Annotated in this window: 19 protein-coding genes; 4 read left to right on the top strand and 15 right to left on the bottom strand. The window is 41.6% G+C overall.

Going from position 1 to position 20,967, the window contains the following annotated elements; genetic code table 11:
* Positions 1 to 11: 11 nt before the first annotated feature.
* The 11 genes from ACGE0T_RS19505 to ACGE0T_RS19455 all read right to left on the bottom strand — a co-directional run bounded on the left by ACGE0T_RS19505 (position 12) and on the right by ACGE0T_RS19455 (position 8,757).
* The gene (locus ACGE0T_RS19505; protein WP_459188233.1) at positions 12 to 989 is read right to left on the bottom strand and encodes a FecR family protein; all 978 of its coding nucleotides are present in this window, start codon (positions 987 to 989) and stop codon (positions 12 to 14) included.
* Positions 986 to 1,561: an RNA polymerase sigma-70 factor gene (locus ACGE0T_RS19500; protein ID WP_459188232.1), complete on the bottom strand. Its 576-nt coding sequence runs from the start codon at positions 1,559 to 1,561 to the stop codon at positions 986 to 988. Before ACGE0T_RS19500 ends, ACGE0T_RS19505 begins: the two co-directional genes overlap by 4 nt.
* 336 nt (positions 1,562 to 1,897) lie before the next feature.
* Positions 1,898 to 3,190 carry a tyrosine--tRNA ligase gene (gene tyrS, locus ACGE0T_RS19495; protein WP_459188231.1) on the bottom strand — a complete coding sequence of 431 codons (1,293 nt, stop codon included), beginning with the start codon at positions 3,188 to 3,190 and terminating at the stop codon, positions 1,898 to 1,900.
* 124 nt (positions 3,191 to 3,314) lie between these two features.
* Positions 3,315 to 3,956, bottom strand: coding sequence for a TatD family hydrolase (locus tag ACGE0T_RS19490; protein WP_459188230.1), 642 nt, complete (start codon positions 3,954 to 3,956; stop codon positions 3,315 to 3,317).
* A gap of 1 nt (position 3,957) precedes the next feature.
* Positions 3,958 to 4,179, bottom strand: coding sequence for a membrane protein insertion efficiency factor YidD (gene yidD / locus ACGE0T_RS19485; RefSeq protein ID WP_459190521.1), 222 nt, complete (start codon positions 4,177 to 4,179; stop codon positions 3,958 to 3,960).
* Positions 4,179 to 4,565, bottom strand: a complete 387-nt coding sequence (rnpA, locus tag ACGE0T_RS19480; protein WP_459188229.1) for a ribonuclease P protein component — start codon at positions 4,563 to 4,565, stop codon at positions 4,179 to 4,181. The genes yidD and rnpA overlap by 1 nt, the downstream gene beginning before the upstream one ends.
* Positions 4,555 to 5,322, bottom strand: coding sequence for a uroporphyrinogen-III synthase (locus ACGE0T_RS19475; RefSeq protein ID WP_459190520.1), 768 nt, complete (start codon positions 5,320 to 5,322; stop codon positions 4,555 to 4,557). Before ACGE0T_RS19475 ends, rnpA begins: the two co-directional genes overlap by 11 nt.
* Positions 5,319 to 6,047 (bottom strand): DUF4271 domain-containing protein, encoded by a 729-nt coding sequence (locus ACGE0T_RS19470; protein ID WP_459188228.1) that lies wholly within the window; start codon positions 6,045 to 6,047, stop codon positions 5,319 to 5,321. The genes ACGE0T_RS19475 and ACGE0T_RS19470 overlap by 4 nt, the downstream gene beginning before the upstream one ends.
* A gap of 41 nt (positions 6,048 to 6,088) precedes the next feature.
* Positions 6,089 to 7,438 (bottom strand): dihydrolipoyl dehydrogenase, encoded by a 1,350-nt coding sequence (gene lpdA, locus ACGE0T_RS19465; RefSeq protein WP_459188227.1) that lies wholly within the window; start codon positions 7,436 to 7,438, stop codon positions 6,089 to 6,091.
* Between the two features lie 39 nt (positions 7,439 to 7,477).
* A complete protein-coding gene (locus tag ACGE0T_RS19460) occupies positions 7,478 to 7,894 on the bottom strand; it encodes a PH domain-containing protein (protein ID WP_459188226.1) in 417 nt (138 codons plus the stop codon).
* A gap of 161 nt (positions 7,895 to 8,055) precedes the next feature.
* On the bottom strand, positions 8,056 to 8,757 hold the full coding sequence (locus ACGE0T_RS19455) for a TapB family protein (RefSeq protein ID WP_459188225.1): 702 nt from the start codon (positions 8,755 to 8,757) through the stop codon (positions 8,056 to 8,058).
* 222 nt (positions 8,758 to 8,979) lie between these two features.
* Between ACGE0T_RS19455 and nadB the strand changes: the two genes are divergently transcribed.
* Entirely contained in the window at positions 8,980 to 10,572 is a 1,593-nt protein-coding gene (nadB, locus tag ACGE0T_RS19450) for an L-aspartate oxidase (protein ID WP_459188224.1), read from the top strand.
* A gap of 458 nt (positions 10,573 to 11,030) precedes the next feature.
* On the opposite strand, the gene ACGE0T_RS19445 is transcribed toward nadB, so the two are convergent.
* From ACGE0T_RS19445 to ACGE0T_RS19430, 4 genes are all read right to left on the bottom strand, one after another.
* Positions 11,031 to 12,722: a DEAD/DEAH box helicase gene (locus tag ACGE0T_RS19445; protein WP_459190519.1), complete on the bottom strand. Its 1,692-nt coding sequence runs from the start codon at positions 12,720 to 12,722 to the stop codon at positions 11,031 to 11,033.
* 123 nt (positions 12,723 to 12,845) lie between these two features.
* Positions 12,846 to 13,904: a tyrosine-protein phosphatase gene (locus ACGE0T_RS19440; protein ID WP_459190518.1), complete on the bottom strand. Its 1,059-nt coding sequence runs from the start codon at positions 13,902 to 13,904 to the stop codon at positions 12,846 to 12,848.
* A 71-nt stretch (positions 13,905 to 13,975) separates the two neighbouring features.
* Positions 13,976 to 14,905, bottom strand: a complete 930-nt coding sequence (locus ACGE0T_RS19435; protein WP_459188223.1) for a carbohydrate kinase family protein — start codon at positions 14,903 to 14,905, stop codon at positions 13,976 to 13,978.
* 9 nt (positions 14,906 to 14,914) lie between these two features.
* Complete coding sequence (locus tag ACGE0T_RS19430) at positions 14,915 to 15,532, bottom strand: SIS domain-containing protein (RefSeq protein ID WP_459188222.1); 618 nt, start codon at positions 15,530 to 15,532, stop codon at positions 14,915 to 14,917.
* 141 nt (positions 15,533 to 15,673) lie between these two features.
* Here ACGE0T_RS19430 and ACGE0T_RS19425 point away from each other — a divergent pair, with 141 nt between their 5' ends.
* From ACGE0T_RS19425 to ACGE0T_RS19415, 3 genes are all read left to right on the top strand, one after another.
* Entirely contained in the window at positions 15,674 to 16,264 is a 591-nt protein-coding gene (locus ACGE0T_RS19425; protein WP_459188221.1) for an RNA polymerase sigma-70 factor, read from the top strand.
* Positions 16,265 to 16,326: 62 nt separating this feature from the next.
* The gene (locus tag ACGE0T_RS19420) at positions 16,327 to 17,295 is read left to right on the top strand and encodes a FecR family protein (protein ID WP_459188220.1); all 969 of its coding nucleotides are present in this window, start codon (positions 16,327 to 16,329) and stop codon (positions 17,293 to 17,295) included.
* A gap of 242 nt (positions 17,296 to 17,537) precedes the next feature.
* Positions 17,538 to 20,963 carry a TonB-dependent receptor gene (locus ACGE0T_RS19415; protein ID WP_459188219.1) on the top strand — a complete coding sequence of 1,142 codons (3,426 nt, stop codon included), beginning with the start codon at positions 17,538 to 17,540 and terminating at the stop codon, positions 20,961 to 20,963.
* Positions 20,964 to 20,967: the final 4 nt, after the last annotated feature.

Here is a 20,967-nt window from a genome sequence, read left to right as displayed (position 1 = left end):
ATCGTATTCTTTTAATAAATCGTTACTTGATTATCAACTATCGTATATTGGAAAGGCACATTAATCCGTATTATATTGAAGATTTGCGGAAGCGTCTCATTATTAATAAATTTACCGGTAAATATCTTACGTTCCAAACCAGCCTTCTCAATAGTGATTTTACAATTGAACTTTCTTTCCAAGCTCTTACAAATATTACCGAACGATTTCTTCTTAAAAAACAATTTTCCCTCGGTCCATCCTATGGCATATTCCTTTTCGAATGGCTCTAACTGGATATCCTTCGTATTCTTATCATATACAGCAGAGGTATTAGGCATAAGGTGATAATGTTTATTATCCATATTATTCTTTATCTCGACAGAGCCGGATATCAAGCTTGTCACTACCTCTTCTTCCTCTCCATAAGCCGATACATTAAAAACGGTCCCCAATACCTTGATATCTATTTGCCTTATTTTGACAATAAATGGGACGTGCTCATTATGTGCGACCTGAAAACAAGCCTCTCCTTCCAGTTTCACATCACGGGAACTTTTATCATAATTCGTAGAATAAGAAAGCTTGCTCCCATGATTAAGGGTAACTACAGAACTATCCGGCAATACCACTTCAGATATGCCATTTTGAGAATTAAAAACAATCCATTCCTCTTTTACCTCAGGCCGAGGTTTTACCGATTCAAAGAGAAAGAAGCCTATCAATAAAGTGATACTGGCCGCTATAGACAAAAACAGATATATATTTTTTCTGGAGCTCTGTTTATTTCCCTTATCCTCAAACATCTTATGATATAGCTCCTCCCGCACACCTTCTTTTATTTCCGAGGCATGTCGATAATCACAGTCAAGCGAGATATGATCTATTATCCCGAAAATCACTTTTTTCTTCTCATCCAGCTCATCTAACACATCAGATGGAAGATCATCGTTTTCCCGGTTTAATAGACTTGCCAGTTTTTGCCATTCTTTTTCAACCTTAACCTTCATATTTCATTTAATTTTTTTCCTGTGCGATACTCCTGTATAACTATTCCTATTTTTTTTATCGCTATGCACATCTGCGCATGTACTGTTCGAGCCGATATTGAAAGGATCTGAGCCGCTTCTTTGTAGGTCATATTTTCTTCTCTCACCATAAAGAAGATTAAACGGCACTTTTCAGGCAAAGAGTTTATCGCTAATTCAATGATTTTCTTTAATTCATTGTTCAAGATCTCTTGTTCCGGTGTTGATTTCTCGGACAGCCCTCCTAAATCGGCATCTTCCAACCGTATTTTCTGGTACTTATCACTCTCACTCTTATATTTAAGAGCATGATTGCGGGCACAGATAAACAGATAGTTCTCATAATTTTGTATTTCTGGTAATTGTTTTCGATTTTGCCACAAATACAAGTAAACATCAGAAATTACATCTTTACACACTCCTTTCTCCACCAGAAAATAGCTTGTGTATCGATACAATTTCATATAGGTATAATCAAAAAACAGTTGGAATGCCCTTGGGTCATCATTCGCAATCTGTTTAAATAGAGATTGTATATTAATTGTTTCTTCCAATGGATGCGGTGTAAATATCTATTTTATGATGAAGAGAAAAAAAGGGTGAAGTATGCCTAAAGAAGTAGATTGAATAAATTCGTATTTATGGTTTATTAAGAAATAGTACCCTCTAATTGCTTATATCCACCAATGTGTGATTATATAATAAAAAAAAGAGATGTCAATTTTGACATCTCTTTGGATTGTGAGTTGTCTCACGAGGATTCGAACCTCGACAGACAGAACCAAAAACTGTAGTGCTACCATTACACCATGAGACAATCCGGCGCTTTATTTAAAGCGATGCAAAGGTAAGAATAAAATCTTACCTTGCAAATTTTTTGAATGCTTTTATTACTTAGCTATCAACAGATAGTAATTTTTCTTACCTCTTTGTACCAGTAAATATTTGTTATCCAACAGTGATTTGCTGTCGATTATCATATCCTGGTCCGTAAGTTTCTCTTTATTCAAACTAATGCCACCGCTTTGAACCAACTTACGCATTTCTCCTTTGGATGAGAAAATAGCAGCTTTTTCAGTGAACAGGTCAATGGCTTTAACTCCCGCCCCCAGTTCGTCACGGCTGATTTCAAATTGGGGTACACCTTTAAATACATCCAATAAGGTTTCTTCATCCAAATGTTTCAATGCATCGGAAGTTGAGTTGCCGAAAAGAATATTGGAAGCCTCAACAGCTGCTTCATAATCTTCAATAGAGTGAACCATCACTGTTATTTCTTTAGCCAGACGTTTTTGTAACGGGCGGAGATGAGGCGCAGCTTCCTGTTCCTGAATCAATGCTTCGATTTCTTCTTTACAAAGGTCTGTAAATATTTTGATGTATCTTGCCGCATCAGCATCGCTTACATTCAACCAGAACTGATAGAATTTGTAAGGGGAAGTATACCTGCGGTCTAACCATACGTTGCCGGATTCGGTTTTACCGAATTTACCGCCATCAGCCTTAGTAATTAGAGGGCAAGTCAGTGCATAGGCTTCACCACCCAGTTTGCGGCGGATTAGTTCTGTACCTGTTGTAATGTTACCCCATTGGTCTGAACCACCCATTTGCAAACGGCATCCTTCATGTTCATACAGATACAGGTAATCGTATCCTTGTAATAATTGATAAGAAAATTCGGTGAAGGACATACCTACGCTTGATTCGGAACTAAGGCGTTTTTTTACGGAATCCTTAGCCATCATATAGTTTACTGTGAGGTGTTTACCGATATCACGGATAAAATTCAGGAAAGAATATTCCTTCATCCAGTCATAGTTGTTTACCAACTTGGCGGCATTGGGAGCATCCGAATCAAAATCCAGAAATTTGGAAAGCTGCTTTTTAATACTTTCCTGGTTATGGCGAAGCGTTGCTTCGTCCAGCAAGTTACGTTCTGCGGACTTCATTGAAGGGTCTCCGATCATACCAGTGGCCCCGCCGACCAAGGATATAGGACGGTGTCCGGCGCGTTGGAAATGCTTCAGCATCATAACCGATACAAGGTGACCAATGTGTAGTGAATCGGCTGTCGGGTCGATACCTACGTAAGCAGAAGTCATTTCTTTTTGCAATTGTTCTTCTGTCCCGGGCATCATATCATGAATCATGCCCCTCCATCTTAGTTCTTCAACAAAATTCATCGTTTTAATTTATAGTATTAATTGAATACGGGCAAAGGTACGACTTTATAATTGAAAATAGAAAGATTGGGTATTCATAGTAATGATTTGAGTAAATGATAACTATGATTTTCCAAAATCATAGTTATAAACCGGGAAATACCCTTTTTATATTTAGAGTGAGTGAAGATAGGGTTTCCTCAATCGGAGATAGTAGATTTTTTGTTATTTGTTGATAAACGGAACGGATATCGATATCGGCGTCATCTGTTTCGGCAAAAAGATAATCCGGATAAGCAACTTTCAAAGCTTCTGAATTAAAATATTGGCCGAAAGAAAGGTAAAAGCCTTGACGTAGCAATTGTCCGGCTTGTTTTCCATTGCCTCTGAATCCGTGAATAATCCAGGGAACTTGTGGCTTGATTGCTTTTTTGTTTTTTATAATCTCGTCATATGCTTTTACGCAATGGATAATGAGCGGTTTGTTTACTTTTTCTGCTAAAAGGGCTTGTATCTGGAATGCTTCCTGTTGTATATCCGGTGTTCCTCCCCGTACTTTATCGAAGCCAGCCTCTCCTATGGCTACTATGTTAGGATATGTGCAGAGGTGTTCCAGTTCATCCAACTGTTGCCCGATATTATCTATATACCAGGGATGAATACCGGCGGAATAGTTCTGCCCATCTTCAAGATGGTAGCTCTCTCCTTCTCTTATAAGTATATTTATGATTGAAATATCTTCAGGGTGAGTCGTTGGATAATGAGTATGTATATTGTAGTATGCCATTTTATGGGACCGGGTCGTATCCGCTTCCTCCCCACGGGTGGCAACGAAGAATGCGTTTGGTACTCAGATAAAGTCCTTTTATCGGACCATATTTTTTTAAGGCTTGCACTGCATATTCGGAACAGGTAGGAGTATATCTGCATGAAGCCGGAGTCATAGGAGAAATACAATATCTATAGAAATAAACCGGCAATAATAGAAGAAAAGTAAAAAAACGCTTTATCATTCTTTATCGCGTAAAACATTTAGTGCTTTTACCATTGCTTTCTCTATGCTGGCGAAAGAGTGGATTTCCTTATCCAGATAGAGGAATGCAACCAGCATTTGCTTCTTTTTTTCTGTCAACGGATCTATTAAATCGTATTTATGTACCCGGTAAGCTTCACGTACCTGTCGCTTTATCAGGTTGCGTTTTACGGCACGTTTAAATTTTTTCTTGGGAACGCTTATTAACAGGGATACGGGAGCAAGTGAGTCTTCTTCTACCGGAAAATAAACAACCCGTAGTGGAAACGCTACAAATGATTGGCCTTTAGCAAATAGCAGGTCAATGTAACGTTTCCACGACAGGCGTTCTTGTTTTGAAAAGGTATACCTTTTATTTACCATTCTTTTTATTGCTACCCATCTCTTTTTTCAGGTATAATTCCAGAGCTGCGGTCATAGATGGAGCTTCCGGTGTGGGAGCTTCTATATCCAGGCGCAACCCGGCTTCTTTAACAGCTTTCGCTGTTGTAGGACCAAAACAACCGATTCTGATTTCTTCCTGTTTGAAGTTAGGGAAATTCTTCAGCAATGATGAAATGCCGGACGGGCTGAAAAATACCAGCATATCGTAATCGAATTTCTCATCTTTAGCGAAATCGTTACTTACCGTGCGATACATGATTGCTTTTACATAATTGATTTTTTTTGCTTCCAGCATGGAAAGCAAATCGTCCTTATGTACATCGGATACAGGTACAAGGTATTTCTCTTTCGGATGTTTGGCAATGACTGTCACTAAATCATCTGCTTTTCCGGTCTGGCTGTAAAAGATTTTACGTTTTCTATACACAATATATTTCTGCAAATATACAGCAATAGCTTCTGTCATACAGAAATATTTCATGGTTTCCGGAATAGTAATGCGAAGTTCTTCGCACAAATGGAAAAAGTGATCAATCGCCGTACGTGCCGTAAAAATAACAGCCGTATGATCCAAAATTGAAATTCTTTGTTGTCTGAATTCCTTAGAGGAAAGGGGTTCTACTTTGATAAACGGTCGGAAATCAATCTCCACTCCATATTTTTCTGCAATATCGAAATACGGAGATTTTTCGGATGCAGGCTTCGGTTGTGATACCAGCACCTTTTTAATGTTCAATGCCATAGAGTACTTCTCTCGATAAAGTTATACAAATAAACCATACCTTCGTACAAAAATACCAGAGGTAAAATTTCTTGGGTGCAAAGGTACAAACTTATATATAATAAACCAGTGATTTTCTTGTGAAATATACGTATTGTCTTATAAATTATTACAAAACGACATAAAATATAGAAGATTCCAAACAATAGTATAGGGAGATAGGTCTGTGTTCCGGCAAAAACCAGCCATAAAACAGGAATATACAAAATGATACCCCATATTCCTATGATGGCATTGTAGCTGGTTTTCCAGAGCTTATATTTTTCAGGCTCAGCGAAAACCGTTCCCAGAAGAAAATAGGAAAGTTGTTTAAATTGGTAAAAAAGGAATAGAATAATGAAGATGATACTTATCGAGAGAAACAAATCTTTTTCATTGGTATATCCGATAAATCCCTCTAATCTCGCAATGGTAAATAAGGCTATAGAGCATAAAAATAAAGACTGGAACGTCATAAAGTTGCGAAATATAAACCTTTCGCTTCCGGATGATTTATCAAATAAATTCTGCCGTTCTTTAACAAAAACAGCATCTTTCAACATTTTTATGAATAGTTGGACATGGGTACGGAAGACGATGGCGAATGCGATTAATAAGACAAGCAAAAGGGAAAAAATTACATCATCCACCAATTGCCCGTCCCACAAACGAATGCCCACATATCCTTCGAATAAATCCATGCACCTGTTTATTTAGACAGGTGCAAAGATACATATTTAAATTAGTACAACGCTTCTTTTATGATTTCTCCGACAGTAGGATGTGGGAATACAATAGCTTTCAGTTCGTCGGCTTTCATGCCCTTTTCGATGGCAAGACCGGCAATAACAATTAATTCGGATGCCGGGTTACCTAATAAGTGGGCTCCGATAATTGTTTCATCTTCTGCTAAAATTAATTTGCATACGCCGTTACCCATTTCATTTTCAGCTACAAACCTGCCGGAAAATGCCATTGGTATTTTCTTAATAGTATAAGGAATACCTTCTGCTTGCAATTCTTCTTCAGTCTTCCCTACTCCGGCAATTTCAGGATTGGTATATACAACTCCCGGGATCGCTTTATAACTCATACCTGCACTTGTTTTTCCCAGGATATGGTTAATTGCTATTTCTGCTTCGCTCACAGCTGTATGTGCCAACAGGGAGAATGCGGTAATGTCTCCGCAAGCATATACGTTAGGAATGGAGGTCTGCATAAATTCGTTTACTTTAATGCCATTGCGGAATGGTTCCGGAGCGATGGTTTCCAAACCGAATCCTTTAGTAACAGGGCGCCGTCCTACGCTGAGTAATACCTTTTCACCATGCAGGATGAAAGTTTCCCCGTCTTTTTCTACGGATACTTCTGTGCCATGTACACCGGTTACTTTGTGGCCAAGATAGAATTTAACCCCTCGTTTGGCATATTCCGCCTGGAGCATTTCGGACAATTCACGGTCCATCGGTCCGAGTATCTTATCCAGCATTTCTACAACATGTACTTCCGTACCCATGCTGTTAAAGAAGGAAGCGAATTCCATACCGATAACACCTCCGCCGATAATGACGAGTGAAGCAGGGAGTTCTTTGGATAGCAAAGCTTCCCGGCTGGTCCAGTAGGCTGTTTCCGCTAATCCGGGAATAGGAGGAATTACACTTTCCGAACCTGTACAAATCAGCAGGTTTGCCGCTTCATAAGTTTCTTCTCCGCAAGAAATGGAAAGAGTACCATCGGCTGCACGTCCTTTTATCTCTGCCTCCCCGTTGACAACAACTACACCATGTTCCGTCATTTTCATGCGGATGCCTGCCGTAAGTTTTTTAACCACTTTATTTTTACGGGCGATGATTTTAGGAAAGTCGAATGTGGGGTTCTCTGCTTTCACTGCATATTTGGGTGCATGTTTAATCGTATCGTACACTTTTGCAGAGTAAAGCAATGTTTTTGTCGGCACACAACCTTCATTCAGGCAGACACCACCTAATGCGTTTTTTTCAAAAAGCAGGGTTGACAAACCTCCTGCTGCTGCTCGTTCGGCAGCGGTATAACCGGCAGGTCCTCCACCGATTATGGCAACATCGTATTTCATGTTCTCAGATTTAAATAAGTTTTATATTGGGATTAATTATTATATCATCGGGTCTTTTATTTTTATTTCCGGATTATGTTTACGTAATAATTTGACAAATTCTTTTTTATTGACTGGTGAAACCAGCATCCATTGCAGTGTTCCTTTGTAAATAATAATCCGGTCGAGTGACAAAGCATAACTTGAAACCGGAAGAACGGTAGCCTCTAATTCTGTGATTTCGGATATGGGAATACGTTTTTCCGGAAAAATGCTGCAATGTGCGATAAACATGCCATCTGCAGTTATCTTATACCAGGTATTCAGTAGTACATGTAAAGTCAGCATGGATACGAGTAACATGATTATCATACCTGCTATATTAGTACCTAAAAATACTTTGACTGTTCCGGCGATAACTAAAATGATCGCAAAATGGTACCACCATCCCACCTTCGATTTGAAAACTCTATCCATTTTTTGAATTTTTGCGCAAGATAGTCATTTCCTGTTTTATTTGTGATAAATGCCGGTCAAAACACTTAAAAAGAAAATACGTTGCAACAGATTTGCTGCAACGTATTTATTGGGAAATCGGTAAAAAACGGCTCTCCGATTTCTGGGAATATATTCAATGCTTACTTAATCTCTTCGAGTACATTATAATACTGCAATACATTGTTATTGTTATATTGTTCGTTCCGTACAACTCCCACATTGGGTGCATACCATTCATAGCCGTACCCTTCGATTGTTTCTTTCGGTGAGCGGGATTTGATTTTGTATTTCACTTTTGTGCAGTCAAATGTTCCGGCTGGTGTTTTGATTTGTTCGCTTTTTACATATTCACGATCGTAAATAGAAATATTTTTCCTGTTTTTACGGTCTTTCTTCGAATAAATTTTAATAAGTGCATCATCAAAATACATGTCATCGTCATTTCCGGCAGGATTGTTGGAAACACTTGGATAATTGATCACATCGTCTGTAACGGCAAGATTGGATTCCATATCGGAAACCATGGTCGGATTGGTCTGGATTTCTTTCATGTCGATAAAAAATTCTCCATTTCGGCAATAAGCGTCAAGATCCCCTTTGTCGATTACAGTTCCTGCCTGGTTTTTGAAAATGTAGTCGGCTTCTACTTCTATCCCTCTTGCGGTATTGTTTACTTCGTCTACTGTATAAGTCATGACGCTTACAAGGTTACCTTTGCCATCGTATCCCTTTTTTATAAGTTGTGAACCTTTTGTTTGCGGGAAGAAGAATGTGCAATCTTGCGCCATGGCTCCGGCAGCCAGAAATAGTGCCAGGAATGCAAATAATACTTTAGATTTCATATTTTAAAACGTTTAAGTGTGAATATTAGCTGGATATCCAATGCCCCAATAAAACAAACAACCTTCGGGTATGTTTATAGGAATAGGTTTAAAATATGAAAAAGATATTGATATATAACAGTTGAAAACAGCCGATTTTATGGTTTTTTGTGGAAACAAGCCTTATTGGAGTACAATTATATCAGTTAATTTTTAACTTTGACGGCATAAACAATATGAAAGATGGTACAAAGATTCGATTTCTTAGTGATAGGTTCCGGTATTGCAGGAATGAGTTTCGCACTTAAAGTTGCCAATAAAGGAAAAGTAGCATTGGTTTGTAAGACCAATCTGGAAGAAGCAAATACTTACTTTGCTCAGGGAGGGATAGCCTCGGTTACCAATTTGCTTACCGATAATTTTGACAAGCATATAGAGGATACAATGATAGCCGGCGACCGGTTGAGCGACCGTGGTGCTGTGGAAAAAGTGGTTCGTGATGCCCCTCAACAAATTAAAGAGTTGATAAGCTGGGGAGTCGATTTTGATAAAGATGACAAAGGAAATTTCGACTTGCACCGTGAAGGAGGCCATTCCGAATTCCGTATTCTTCACCATAAGGATAATACAGGTGCCGAGATACAAGACAGTTTGATACATGCTATCCAGCAACATCCGAATATCACCGTCTTTGAAAATCACTTTACGATAGAAATCCTTACCCAACATCATTTGGGGATGGAAGTTACCCGTCAGACTCCGAATATAGAGTGCTATGGCGCTTATATTATGGATATGAAAACGGGTAAGATAGATACATTCCTTTCAAAAGTAACCTTGATGGCAACCGGTGGCATCGGGGCTGTTTATCAGACCACCACGAATCCGATGGTTGCTACGGGCGACGGTATTGCCATGGTATATCGTGCCAAGGGAACAGTCAAGGATATGGAGTTCGTGCAGTTCCATCCCACCGCATTGTATCATCCGGGCGACCGCCCTTCTTTCCTGATAACGGAAGCGATGCGTGGTTACGGAGGTATTTTACGCACATTGGATGGCAAAGAGTTTATGCAGAAATATGATAAGCGTCTTTCATTGGCTCCGCGAGATATCGTTGCGCGCGCTATTAAGAATGAAATGGATAACCGCGGTGAAGACCATGTATTTCTGGATGTGACACATAAGAATCCCGAAGAAACAAAGAAACATTTCCCCAATATCTATGAGAAATGCCTGAGCCTGGGTATAGATATAACAAAAGAGTATATACCGGTTGCTCCTGCCGCCCATTACCTTTGCGGAGGTATCAAGGTGGATTTGGATGCCCGTTCTTCCATAGACCGTTTATACGCCGTAGGTGAATGTTCTTGTACGGGTCTTCATGGTGGAAACCGCTTGGCTTCCAATTCATTGATAGAAGCTGTCGTTTATGCGGATGCTGCGGCTAAGCATAGTTTGAGCATTATCGACTCGCTTAGTTATCAGGAAAACGTACCGGAATGGAATGATGCGGGAACCCGTTCTTTGGAAGAAATGGTATTGATTACCCAGAGTGTAAAGGAAGTGGGCGAGATTATGAGTACATATGTAGGTATTGTCCGCTCCGATTTGCGTTTGAAACGTGCCTGGGACCGTCTGGATATTCTTTATGAAGAAACAGAAAGCCTGTTTAAGCGCTCGGTTGCCTCCAAGGAAATTTGTGAATTGCGTAATATGATTAATGTTGGTTACCTGATTATGCGTCAGGCTATCGAACGTAAAGAGAGCCGCGGCTTGCATTATACGCTGGATTATCCGCCGGCAAAGAAAGAGAATGAATTTGCCCCGGAATAAACCGGTATAAATAGCTAACAGGGAAATCCTCTTATTTTGATTGGTGCTTTAATAAATAAGGCTGGTCAAGGTAAGAGGATTTTTATCTTAATCCTTTTTATGCGTGGTGGATTTGATGGACTACCTGAAGGAGGGATCCGTGAACCGATGATTGTTTGTTGGCCTGACGAGATATAAAATGCAGAAGTGAGGAATGAATAATTTGTTTACTTATCTTTGGCTTTTTCATGCCGTCGAATTTTAAAATGCACGGCACGATTTCCGAAAAAGTACACTTACAAAAAATCTTTTGATAGTTATCGAACGTATTTCCTATAACTGTCGTTTTTATTTTTGATGGATATGGTATTTTATTTTGATGGTTTTCAAAAGAAAATTTCGTCGGTTTCAAATGGGGAAAAGAAGCCGACGAAATTTTAAAAGTACGCTTTAATTTTATGAATTTGATTCTTTGTTTTTTAGAAACGTCTTTTCTTTCTGGAATCGCGTGGTGCAGCGGAACGTTTTTTATTGAAAGAGCGGTCGTTAGAATATTCTCTACGGTTTCCTCCGCGTCTTTTGCCATTACTATCGCCTTTTTTCCCCTGGGCCACTTCTACAGAGATACGGCGTCCTTCCAGTTCGAAGCCGTTCATAAGTTTCATTACCCTTTGAGATTCTCCTTCTTCCACTTCAAAGAATGAGAAGTTGTCCCGCAGGTCGATTCTTCCGATCCGGACTTTTCCCGGTACACAGCGGTTTATCAGTTCTATCAATTGGCTCGGTTTAAGACCATCTGTTTTACCGAAATTAATAAAGAAACGGGCATATCCTTCTTCAGCCGTATGGACTCTGCGTCCACCCTCTTTTCCCATTTCTTTGTTGCGTGAGCTGTGTTCGTCGACCGACTGTATTTCGTCCGCATCTTTATAATAGTCAATCATACGGTTGAACTCGAGAGAAACAACACGTTTGATAATATCTTCCTTGTCCAACCATTCCAGTTTGCGGAAAATCTGAGGCATTAAAGTCTCGATTTCTTCTTCGTTGACTTTTACTTTCTCTATTTGGTCAACCAGGTTGAAAAGCTGTTTTGCGCAAATATCCTGTCCGCTCGGCATTTCGCCTTTCTCAAATTTCTTATTGATAATACGTTCTATTTCACGTATTTTACCTTTTTCCTTAACATGGCAGATGGCAATGGAGATACCTGTCTTTCCGGCACGTCCCGTACGTCCGCGGCGATGTGTATATGATTCGACTTCATCCGGCAATCCATAATTGATAACATGTGTCAGGTCGTCAACATCCAGCCCGCGTGCCGCTACATCCGTAGCAACCAATAATTGCAGGTTCTTGATACGGAATTTTTGCATTACGTAGTCACGTTGTGCCTGGCTCAGTTCGCCATGAAGTGAGTCTGCATTATAACCGTCCTGAATCAGTTTGTCTGCAATTTCCTGGGTTTCCTTGCGGGTACGGCAGAAAATGATACCGTAAATATTCGGATAGAAGTCGGCAATACGTTTAAGTGCCAGGTATTTGTCTTGTGCACGTACCATGTAATAAATATCGCGGATATTTTTGTTGCCTTCGTTCTTGTTTCCGATAACGATTTCTTTCGGATTTTTCATATACTGCTTGGTAATGCTGGCAATACCCTGGGGCATTGTAGCAGAGAAAAGCAACATATTGCGGTTTGCGGGAACTTCTGCCAGAATAGCATTGATACTATCAGTGAATCCCATGTTCAGCATTTCGTCCGCCTCATCCATGATAACGTTCTTTATCAGGCCGAGATTTACCGTTTTGCGGTTCATCAGGTCGAGCAGACGTCCCGGAGTGGCAACAACTACGTGTACTCCCCGTTTAAGCGTCTTAATCTGGCTTTCTATGCTGGAACCACCGTATACCGGAAGAACTTTCAGGTTATCGATATATTTTGAATAGTCATTCAGGTCGTCGGCTATCTGCAAACAAAGTTCGCGTGTAGGACAAAGTATAAGTGCTTGAGGCTGATAGGTCGCTATATCAATCTTTTGCAGGATAGGGAGGCCGAATGCCGCAGTTTTGCCGGTACCGGTCTGAGCCAATGCAATAACGTCGTTGTCTTCTCCCAGTAAAAAAGGAATCACTTCCTCCTGTACAGGCATGGGCGACTCATAGCCCATTTCTTGAATTGCCTTCAATATAGGTGCGGCAACTCCTAATTCTTCAAATGTTTTCAAAATGTGATATTGTATATATGTATATATTCAGAGTGCACAAAGATACGTATTTTATCCGGATGCGTATTAATTCAATAAGATATCTTTTAATGTATCTCTCTCTTTCTCCGAAAGATGCAGCCCTTTTGACAGGAATTTATCCATTGAACCATATTCTTTTCCGATTGTCCGGTATACAATGTCCAGAAAACTTTCGTTGGCTGTAACCAAAGCCGTGATTGCTTCCTGCGAGTTGGTACTCATATCCCGGATCATAAAAGCTAACTGGGAAATATTGGTATAATCGTTGGATGCCATATAATCTTTCCGGATCGTTTCTTCCGGTACATCGAGTGCCGCAAGCAGCATGGCTGTAAGGAAGCCTGTCCGGTCTTTTCCTACGGAGCAGTTGATAACAATCGGGTAGTTATCTTTATCAAGAAATATTTTTAATGCTTTGGAGAACTGTTCGCGGTCCTCATTTATAAAATGCAGGTACGTATCCTGCATATAGAGAAGAGCATCTCCTTTCCGCATCTGATCTTCTTCAAGCCGTTCGACAACATCATCCATCCCATGCCTTGAAATAGGTATGGATATGATATTTGCTTTTTTATATTTATCGGGAGCACAGGTTATTTCATCTTCTCCTCTTAAATCGATTATCGTTTTAATATCCAGATTATTAAGACGTATGGTGTCCAAGTCGCTTAATGCACATAATTCACCGGAACGGAACACTTTGCCCCAACGAACGCTCTTATTATCCGAAGATTGGTACCCTCCTATATCACGGAAGTTTTGTATGCTGTCCATGGACACAGAACGTGCTCCTACTATTTGTTTGAATTTCTCATTAAAAGACAATAGGAAATATTTTCGGGAAATATTGTCATTAGTAATATAGGTTACGACTCCCTCGTCAATATCTGCGTAAGCACAAGGGGAAGACATATTGAAATTATCCGGATTGTCGGAAACGAACAGCATCATCGTTCCTTCCATTCCCGGATCGATTTCCCATTTAATTACATAATTTCCAATATCATCTCTGAGGCAAAGTGAATAAATATTCGGTGTTATGCCAGAACTGCATCCGTTTAATGTCACCAAGCCTGTCAACAGAAATAGAATTTGTTTTAACATCATTGCTCCATCATTCATTCTTCACAAAGGTAATGAAAAACATATTGTACTTTATTGCGGGTTAATGATATTTAATATTGTTGGTTGTAACCCGAGGCAAATTCTTTAGAAATGTAATTGTTATAGCTTTGGCATACCTCGGATGCGAGATCTATCCCGCTTCGGATGATATTAGCCCACGTATCATTTTCAATAGAAGAAAGGTCTTTATGCCGTACATCATATTTTAACAATCCGTAGATGACGCCTGCATTGAAATTATCACCTGCGCCGATGGTGCTGACCGGGGTAATGGGAGAGGAGTCGTAGTGTTCATGGCAAGCATGCGTATAGAGGTTCACCCCGTCGTTGCCGTGTGTCGTTATAAAACGGTCGCAGTAAAACTTGATATGGTTCGTGTACACCTCTTTCATATCCGTTTTACCGAACAGGTTTAGAAAATCCTCTTCCGAACCGCGTACAATATCCGCATATTCCAGATTTTCGAGAACCGTAGGCATCAGGCGAATCGCTTCATGTGCATGTGCTTTGCGGAAATTCGGGTCGTAATAGATAATCGCTTTCCGGTCGCGTGCATAGTCAAGAAACTCAACCATCCGTTCGCGTAATGCCGGGTTCAGAGAATAATAGGAACCGAAAATGAAGATATCGTCTTCGTTAATCGAGGGAAGAGGCACTTCCAGCCGTTGTTTGGGATAGTCTTTATAAAAAGTGTAATTGGCATTGCTCTGTTCATCCAGAAAAGCAAGGGAGATCGGACTTTTCCCGTTGGGAAAACGGTCTACATATTCTGTGGAAACGGCATTTTCTTTCATAAACCGGAGGATGATGTCGCCAACCTGGTCATTACCTACTTCACTGATGAAGGAAACAGGGACATTTAACCGCCCTAAAGAGATTAATCCATTGAATACGGAACCTCCAGGAACAGCCGTATGGGGTTGTCCGTTTTTGAAAATGATATCAAGGATAGTTTCTCCGATACCAATTACTTTTCTCATATGTATATGTTATTTGTTCTCCGTTTTACTCTGTTCCCGGCTTTTGGAGCCAAGATACCCGCCGTGATGCCTTTTGGCATAATCTGTATTGCTGAAATTAATTTTTTTCATTGTTCCTACTACCAGGATATCGCCGATTACTGTCATAATTGTGGTCGAGGTGGTAGGTGTTAATCCCAATGGGCAAACCTCTTTTGGTGCTCCGGTAGGCAAGCAGATGGTAGCTTCGGCAGCCAACGGACTTTCCGGATTGCTGGTAATTACGATAAACGGCATATTGGGAGCCAGGCCGCGTGTAAGCTCTACCAGCTCTACTAATTCGCGCGTCTTTCCGGAATTGGATATCAGAAGCATAATATCGTTTTTGCGTACAATACCCAAGTCGCCATGCTGTGCTTCGCTGGGATGCAGGAAATGTGCCGGAGTACCTGTCGAACTGAATGTCGTGGCAATATTCATAGCTATCTGCCCGGCCTTGCCCATCCCGCTGGTAATCAGGCTGCCGCCAAGTTCATGAACATGTTTTACGATGAGGTTTACGGCTTCTTCATAACCACTGGTTATAGGGATATTCAGTACGGCAGCTGCTTCTTGCTGCAAAATAGACGAGATTGCTTCGTTAATCATAGTCGTTTTAATAGTTTTATGTATTATGACAATCTAATAAAATACAAAAATACCGATTTTAATTATACCTTCACAGCACTATGCTCTTTTTTTATATAACTTTACAGAGCATTAATCCGTAACCCGATAAACCACTGAAAAATGGAAGACATGGTGTCGTTAGTTGAAAGAGTAAGGACCGGAGATCGAGAGGCTTTCAATGAACTTTACAATCTGTATTATCCGGTATTGCGTTCGTATGCGGGGCTATTATTGAAAGAAGAAGAAGAGGCGGAAGATGTTGTGCAGGACGTTTTTTTGAATGTATGGCTACGCAAGGAGATTCTGGATGATACACTTTCGCTCCGGGGGTATCTCTTGAGGTCTGTTTATAATACTGCATTAAATATTATCAAGCGCCGGGGATATTCGGAAACATACCGTTCCGTCTACGAGAAGGAGATAGAGGAAATAGGCTTTAAATATTATGATCCGGATGCCTGTGACGTCATTCGCAAATTGTATGACAACGACATACGTTCGGATATCAATATGGCTATCAAATCTCTTCCGGACCGTTGCCGGGAAGTTTTTTCCCTAAGTTATCTGCATGATATGCCCAGCAAGGAAATCAGCCGTAAACTCGGTATATCGTTGCGCACGGTTGAAAGCCATATTTATTCGGCTTTAAAGCTGTTGAGGGAAAAGCTGGAACACTATAAACCGGTTCTGTCTTTGCTTTTTTTATTGTAGAGTTAAGTATATTCTGTAATTTGATTGTATAGTGTATATAAAAAAGATAATTGCGGGAAGGCATGAATGAGCAAATTATTTATAGATATTTATCCGATAGGGCAACAGAAGAGGAACAACAGGCACTATTAGCCTGGCTGAACGAATCTGATGCCAACAAGGATACTTTTTTTAAATTGAAAGCAATCTGGCATACAGGGAAATTCCTTGTACCGGATGATGATGAAAAGAAGAAAGCCGATTTACTTGCAAAACTAAATACCCGTATCAATGCAATAGAAGGGACTAAGAAAACAAAACATTTATATACGAAATGGGCATGTGCCGCCGCCATCTTCTTATTGGTTGCGGTATCTTCTTATTGGTATCTGCATAGCCCTGCCCCGTCGGAGAATAAACAATACTATACATATACCAATTATACAACTTCGGATTCCATATTAAATGTAACATTGCCCGATGGTACCTTAGTGTGGCTGGCAGATAGCAGTACCCTGGAGTATCCTGAATATTTTTGCAACGGGGAACGGATTGTCCGTTTGAATGGAGTTGCCTTTTTTGATGTTTCGGAGAATAAGGAGCACCCTTTTATTGTCCGTACGGATATGGCGGATGTAATAGTAACCGGCACCTCTTTCAGTGTAAATACCCGTATGCCGGGAGAAGCATGCGAAACCCTGTTAATGACAGGTTCTGTTAAACTGAAATGCGGGAACGAAGGAGAAACCGTAACTCTTTCTCCCGGCCAGCAGGCTCTGTATTCCGTACAGTCGGGTCAGTTGGAAATCAAAGATGTCGATGTAAACAGCTTGACTTCCTGGCGTTATGGAATAGTCTCCCTTTCCAATGTATCCATGTCCGAGATTGTAAAGAAGCTCGAAGAAATATATCATATCCAGGTTCAAATAGATACCTTCTCTTTAAAAACAAACCGCTATAACTTCTCTTTTAAGTCGGCTCTCGGTTCCCGGAAAGCCGTGGAACAATTATCTGAAATAACCGGATTGCCTGCTGAGGTAATCGAACTGTGAGACAGCCTAAAATTATATAAATAAAAAAAATGTAGCTTTTCCTAAGTAGTTTCTTTTTGCTGATTGTATTAGAATAGTATTAGAAGAAAAACGATTCCCGGTCCGTATGGATATAAGGAGAATTATAACGGATCGTTTGATTCTTTTTTTGTGTTGCACATATAGGCGGTACAATCATAACTAAGCAATAAACAAAGAGAGAGTTTAGTATATGTGTTAATCTTAAGAAATTAATAAGGAATATGGAAAAGAGTATAGGCTTTTTTTTCTCTTTCAAGCGGCTTTTCGTAGGAAGCTTGTTGAGTTGCATGCTAATCACAGAAGGTAAAGCCGCTTCTGTTCCCCATTTATCAAATCAGCGGTTTGATATAGAATTATCGATGAATAATGCGACATTGAAAAATGTGGTAAACTCATTAAAGAAGCAAACCGATATTCTGTTCTCATATGATATAGCGCTGGAAACCTTGCGGGTGAATAACGTATCTATTAAGGTAAAAGACGCCCCTCTTGAAACTATCCTCGAAAAAGTATTCCGTGGTACGGAAATAGGATATAAGATAGAAGACCACATCGTCGTATTTTATTCCAAGTCCGAGAAGAAATCAACAAATACAGAAACAGGACAACAGCAGCATGCCAAAACTATATCCGGTATTGTAAAAGATGCAGCCGGCGAACCGGTTATCGGTGCTAATGTAATAGAGAAAGGCACTACAAACGGGGTCATTACCGGTGTGGACGGGGAATTTACCCTCGAAGTTCCTGACAATGCCGTGCTGGAAATTAGCTATATCGGCTACCTGAGCCATACGGTGCATGTGAAAAACAAAACCACATTCAACATCATACTTCGGGAAGATACCCAGAAACTGGATGAGGTAGTAGTCCTCGGGTATGGCGATTCCCGCAAGAAAGACCTTTCCATGGCTGTCTCTTCCATCAAAATGGATTCGGAGATAAAGAGCCGTCCGGGAGGACTGGAAGGACTGCTTCAGGGTAAACTGCCGGGTGTTACCATCTCGAACAATGGGGGAGACCCGCTGGCTAATCCTACCGTTACCATCCGCGGGCAGGGTTCCCGCTCGTCGGATAAAGTCCTTTACATTGTTGACGGAGTGCCCGGAGCACCTTTTAATACCGAAGACGTAGAGTCTATCTCCGTGCTGAAAGATGCGGCTTCTGCCGCTATCTACGGGGCGCATGTAGGTTCGGGCGGCGTAATCGTCGTTACGACTAAACAGGCACAGTCCGGCAAGCCCAAAGTGGATGCCAATGTATATTATGGCTTCCAGAATGCCACCAACCTGCCGAAAATGCTTACCGCCGAAGATTATGTAAAAGTCCGTACCGATGCCGCCAATGCAAGTGGCATGGCTGTCCCTTCCGGTCTGGACCCGAAGTTATACCCCTATGGACAGGTAACCCGTACCGACTGGCTGGATGAAATATTCCGCACTTCCAGTGTCCAGCATTACGCTGCATCCATTACCGGGGGTAGCGACAACCTGAAAGCCTTTGCTTCCGTATCATACGACAAACAGGAAGGTATCCTTATCAACACCTACAAAGAGACGTTGGGCGCCCGTATGAATATCGAGTTCAAGATAAACGACTGGCTGACCTTTACCCAGCGTGCCAATTACGTGCATACCAACGGGCAGGGGGATGTGAATACCTCTTCCCATACCGGCGTAATCGCCCAGGCAATGTTTATGCCCCGTTCCGCAACCGTCTATGAATACGACAAGGAGGGAAATCCGGTAATGAATTCAAGCGGTAAGCACGCCTATGGCGGTACTGTTCCTCTGTGGGCGAAAGACCTTGGCGTAGCCGGAACATTCGGTGAAGTACAAAACCCGGTGGCAAAACTGGAACGCCTTCGCCAGTACCGTCCCGACCAGCGTATCTTCTCGACCTCCACCTTTACAATCAAACCGATTACGGGGCTGACTATCAAGTCCGATTTCTCTGTCGGTTCGCGCCACTACCAGTTTCAGGAGTTTTCGATGAAAGTGCCCGAAATAGGCAAGCCGAACGACCAGAACAGCAAGTCGATTGCGAATACGATAGAAAAGAACTGGCTCTGGGAAACCGTCGCCACCTATTCATGCGAATTTAAAGACAAACACCTGCTGTCTGTGATGGGAGGGTATACAATGGGATATAATAACTACCGTGATAACAAAACCACCGTGTACAATTTCCTTTACGAAGAAGATTGGGCGCAGGACTTCGTGAACGGTACCAACTGGTCGAAGGAAAAGCCATCCGAGCTATTTACGGAAGAGTCGCAGATATCGGCTTTCGGGCGTGCATCCTATTCGTTTGCCGACCGTTATTTCCTGACCGGAAGCTTGCGTTACGATGCAACCTCCAAACTGTTTAAACGTTCGGACGTATTCCCCGCCGTATCCGGTGCGTGGAAAATCTCGTCGGAACCCTTCTTTAAAGATGCACTCCCTGTAGTCAGCCTGTTCAAACTGCGGGCAAGCTGGGGGCAGATTGGCAACATCGCCTCTGTAGGCCCGTATGCCTATAATGTGAAACTGAGTGCATCTCCCTGGTTTACTTATTTCGGCAATATAGGTCAGAATGCGATAAAAGGGGTGAGTCTCCGTACTTTCCAGAACCTTAACCTGGTATGGGAAACATCCCAGCAAACTGACCTTGGTTTCGATTTGAACCTGCTGGACGACAAGTTGGCACTGACAGTCGATTACTTTATCAAGGATACCAAAGACTTGATAGAGGAAATGACTGTGCCATCTGTTGGCGGCATCGAAACGGCCCCGTTGGGCAATGTAGGCAAAGTCCGCAATTCGGGTTGGGAAATCGGGGTGAACTGGAACGACCGGGCAGGAGCCGTGTCGTATAGCATCGGAGCGAATTTCAGCACCCTTAAAAACGAAGTGAAGAGCCTCGGCGACCGCGATTATATCCCGCATACAAACGAAATCAGGTCGATGATGCCGCTGCGTTCGGCAGTAGGGCAGTCCTGGTATTCTTACTACCTGATACCTACCGACGGCTTGTTCCGTTCCAATGAAGAAGCGGAAGCCTATGTAAAAGACGGCCAGCGCATCCAGCCGAACGCCAAAGCCGGCGACATCAAGTTCAAGGATACAAACAACGATGGTATCATCAACGACAAAGACCGCGTCTATATGGGCAGCTATATGCCTAAATACACATTTGCACTGAACGGTTCGGTATCGTGGAACAATTTCGACGTGGCATTCCAGTTCCAGGGCGTAGCCGGGAATAAGATATTCAACGGGATGAAAGTAATGACCTATCCTTCGGACCAGGGCTTCAATATGTCTGCCGACGTGCTGGACTCCTATTCCTATAACCCATCCTCCAACATACCCCGCCTCGCCATGAAGGATGAGAATAAGAACTATTCCACTGTGTCCGATTTCTTTCTGGAAAACGGCAGTTACCTCCGTATGAAGAACCTGACCATCGGCTACTCATTGCCTAAATCGCTGATGGCCTCCATCGGTTGCAGCGGAACCAATGTGCGCTTTTACGCAACGGGCGAAAACCTGTTTACGATAACCAAATACAGCGGAATAGACCCTGAAGTGGGTGGCAACGGGCTGGACGGAGGCAAATATCCGGTGGCAAGAGTATTCAGCTTAGGTTTGAACGTTAACTTCTAATTTT

Source organism: Parabacteroides sp. APC149_11_2_Y6 (assembly GCF_054506995.1).
This window is presented reverse-complemented; position numbering and strand designations above follow the sequence as displayed.

What these genes read in the sequence shown, in the direction of transcription:
- ACGE0T_RS19430 (WP_459188222.1), bottom strand. Translation starts at nt 15,532, where the DNA reads ATGATTAACGAAGCAATCTCGTCTATTTTGCAGCAAGAAGCAGCTGCC.
- ACGE0T_RS19435 (WP_459188223.1), bottom strand. Translation starts at nt 14,905, where the DNA reads ATGAGAAAAGTAATTGGTATCGGAGAAACTATCCTTGATATCATTTTC.
- ACGE0T_RS19470 (WP_459188228.1), bottom strand. Translation starts at nt 6,047, where the DNA reads ATGGATTTATTCGAAGGATATGTGGGCATTCGTTTGTGGGACGGGCAA.
- ACGE0T_RS19455 (WP_459188225.1), bottom strand. Translation starts at nt 8,757, where the DNA reads ATGAAATCTAAAGTATTATTTGCATTCCTGGCACTATTTCTGGCTGCC.
- tyrS (WP_459188231.1), bottom strand. Translation starts at nt 3,190, where the DNA reads ATGAATTTTGTTGAAGAACTAAGATGGAGGGGCATGATTCATGATATG.
- ACGE0T_RS19425 (WP_459188221.1), top strand. Translation starts at nt 15,674, where the DNA reads ATGGAAGACATGGTGTCGTTAGTTGAAAGAGTAAGGACCGGAGATCGA.
- nadB (WP_459188224.1), top strand. Translation starts at nt 8,980, where the DNA reads ATGGTACAAAGATTCGATTTCTTAGTGATAGGTTCCGGTATTGCAGGA.
- ACGE0T_RS19440 (WP_459190518.1), bottom strand. Translation starts at nt 13,904, where the DNA reads ATGTTAAAACAAATTCTATTTCTGTTGACAGGCTTGGTGACATTAAAC.
- ACGE0T_RS19420 (WP_459188220.1), top strand. Translation starts at nt 16,327, where the DNA reads ATGAATGAGCAAATTATTTATAGATATTTATCCGATAGGGCAACAGAA.
- ACGE0T_RS19460 (WP_459188226.1), bottom strand. Translation starts at nt 7,894, where the DNA reads ATGGATAGAGTTTTCAAATCGAAGGTGGGATGGTGGTACCATTTTGCG.
- ACGE0T_RS19415 (WP_459188219.1), top strand. Translation starts at nt 17,538, where the DNA reads ATGGAAAAGAGTATAGGCTTTTTTTTCTCTTTCAAGCGGCTTTTCGTA.
- rnpA (WP_459188229.1), bottom strand. Translation starts at nt 4,565, where the DNA reads ATGGTAAATAAAAGGTATACCTTTTCAAAACAAGAACGCCTGTCGTGG.
- ACGE0T_RS19505 (WP_459188233.1), bottom strand. Translation starts at nt 989, where the DNA reads ATGAAGGTTAAGGTTGAAAAAGAATGGCAAAAACTGGCAAGTCTATTA.
- ACGE0T_RS19445 (WP_459190519.1), bottom strand. Translation starts at nt 12,722, where the DNA reads ATGGGCTATGAGTCGCCCATGCCTGTACAGGAGGAAGTGATTCCTTTT.
- ACGE0T_RS19490 (WP_459188230.1), bottom strand. Translation starts at nt 3,956, where the DNA reads ATGGCATACTACAATATACATACTCATTATCCAACGACTCACCCTGAA.
- lpdA (WP_459188227.1), bottom strand. Translation starts at nt 7,438, where the DNA reads ATGAAATACGATGTTGCCATAATCGGTGGAGGACCTGCCGGTTATACC.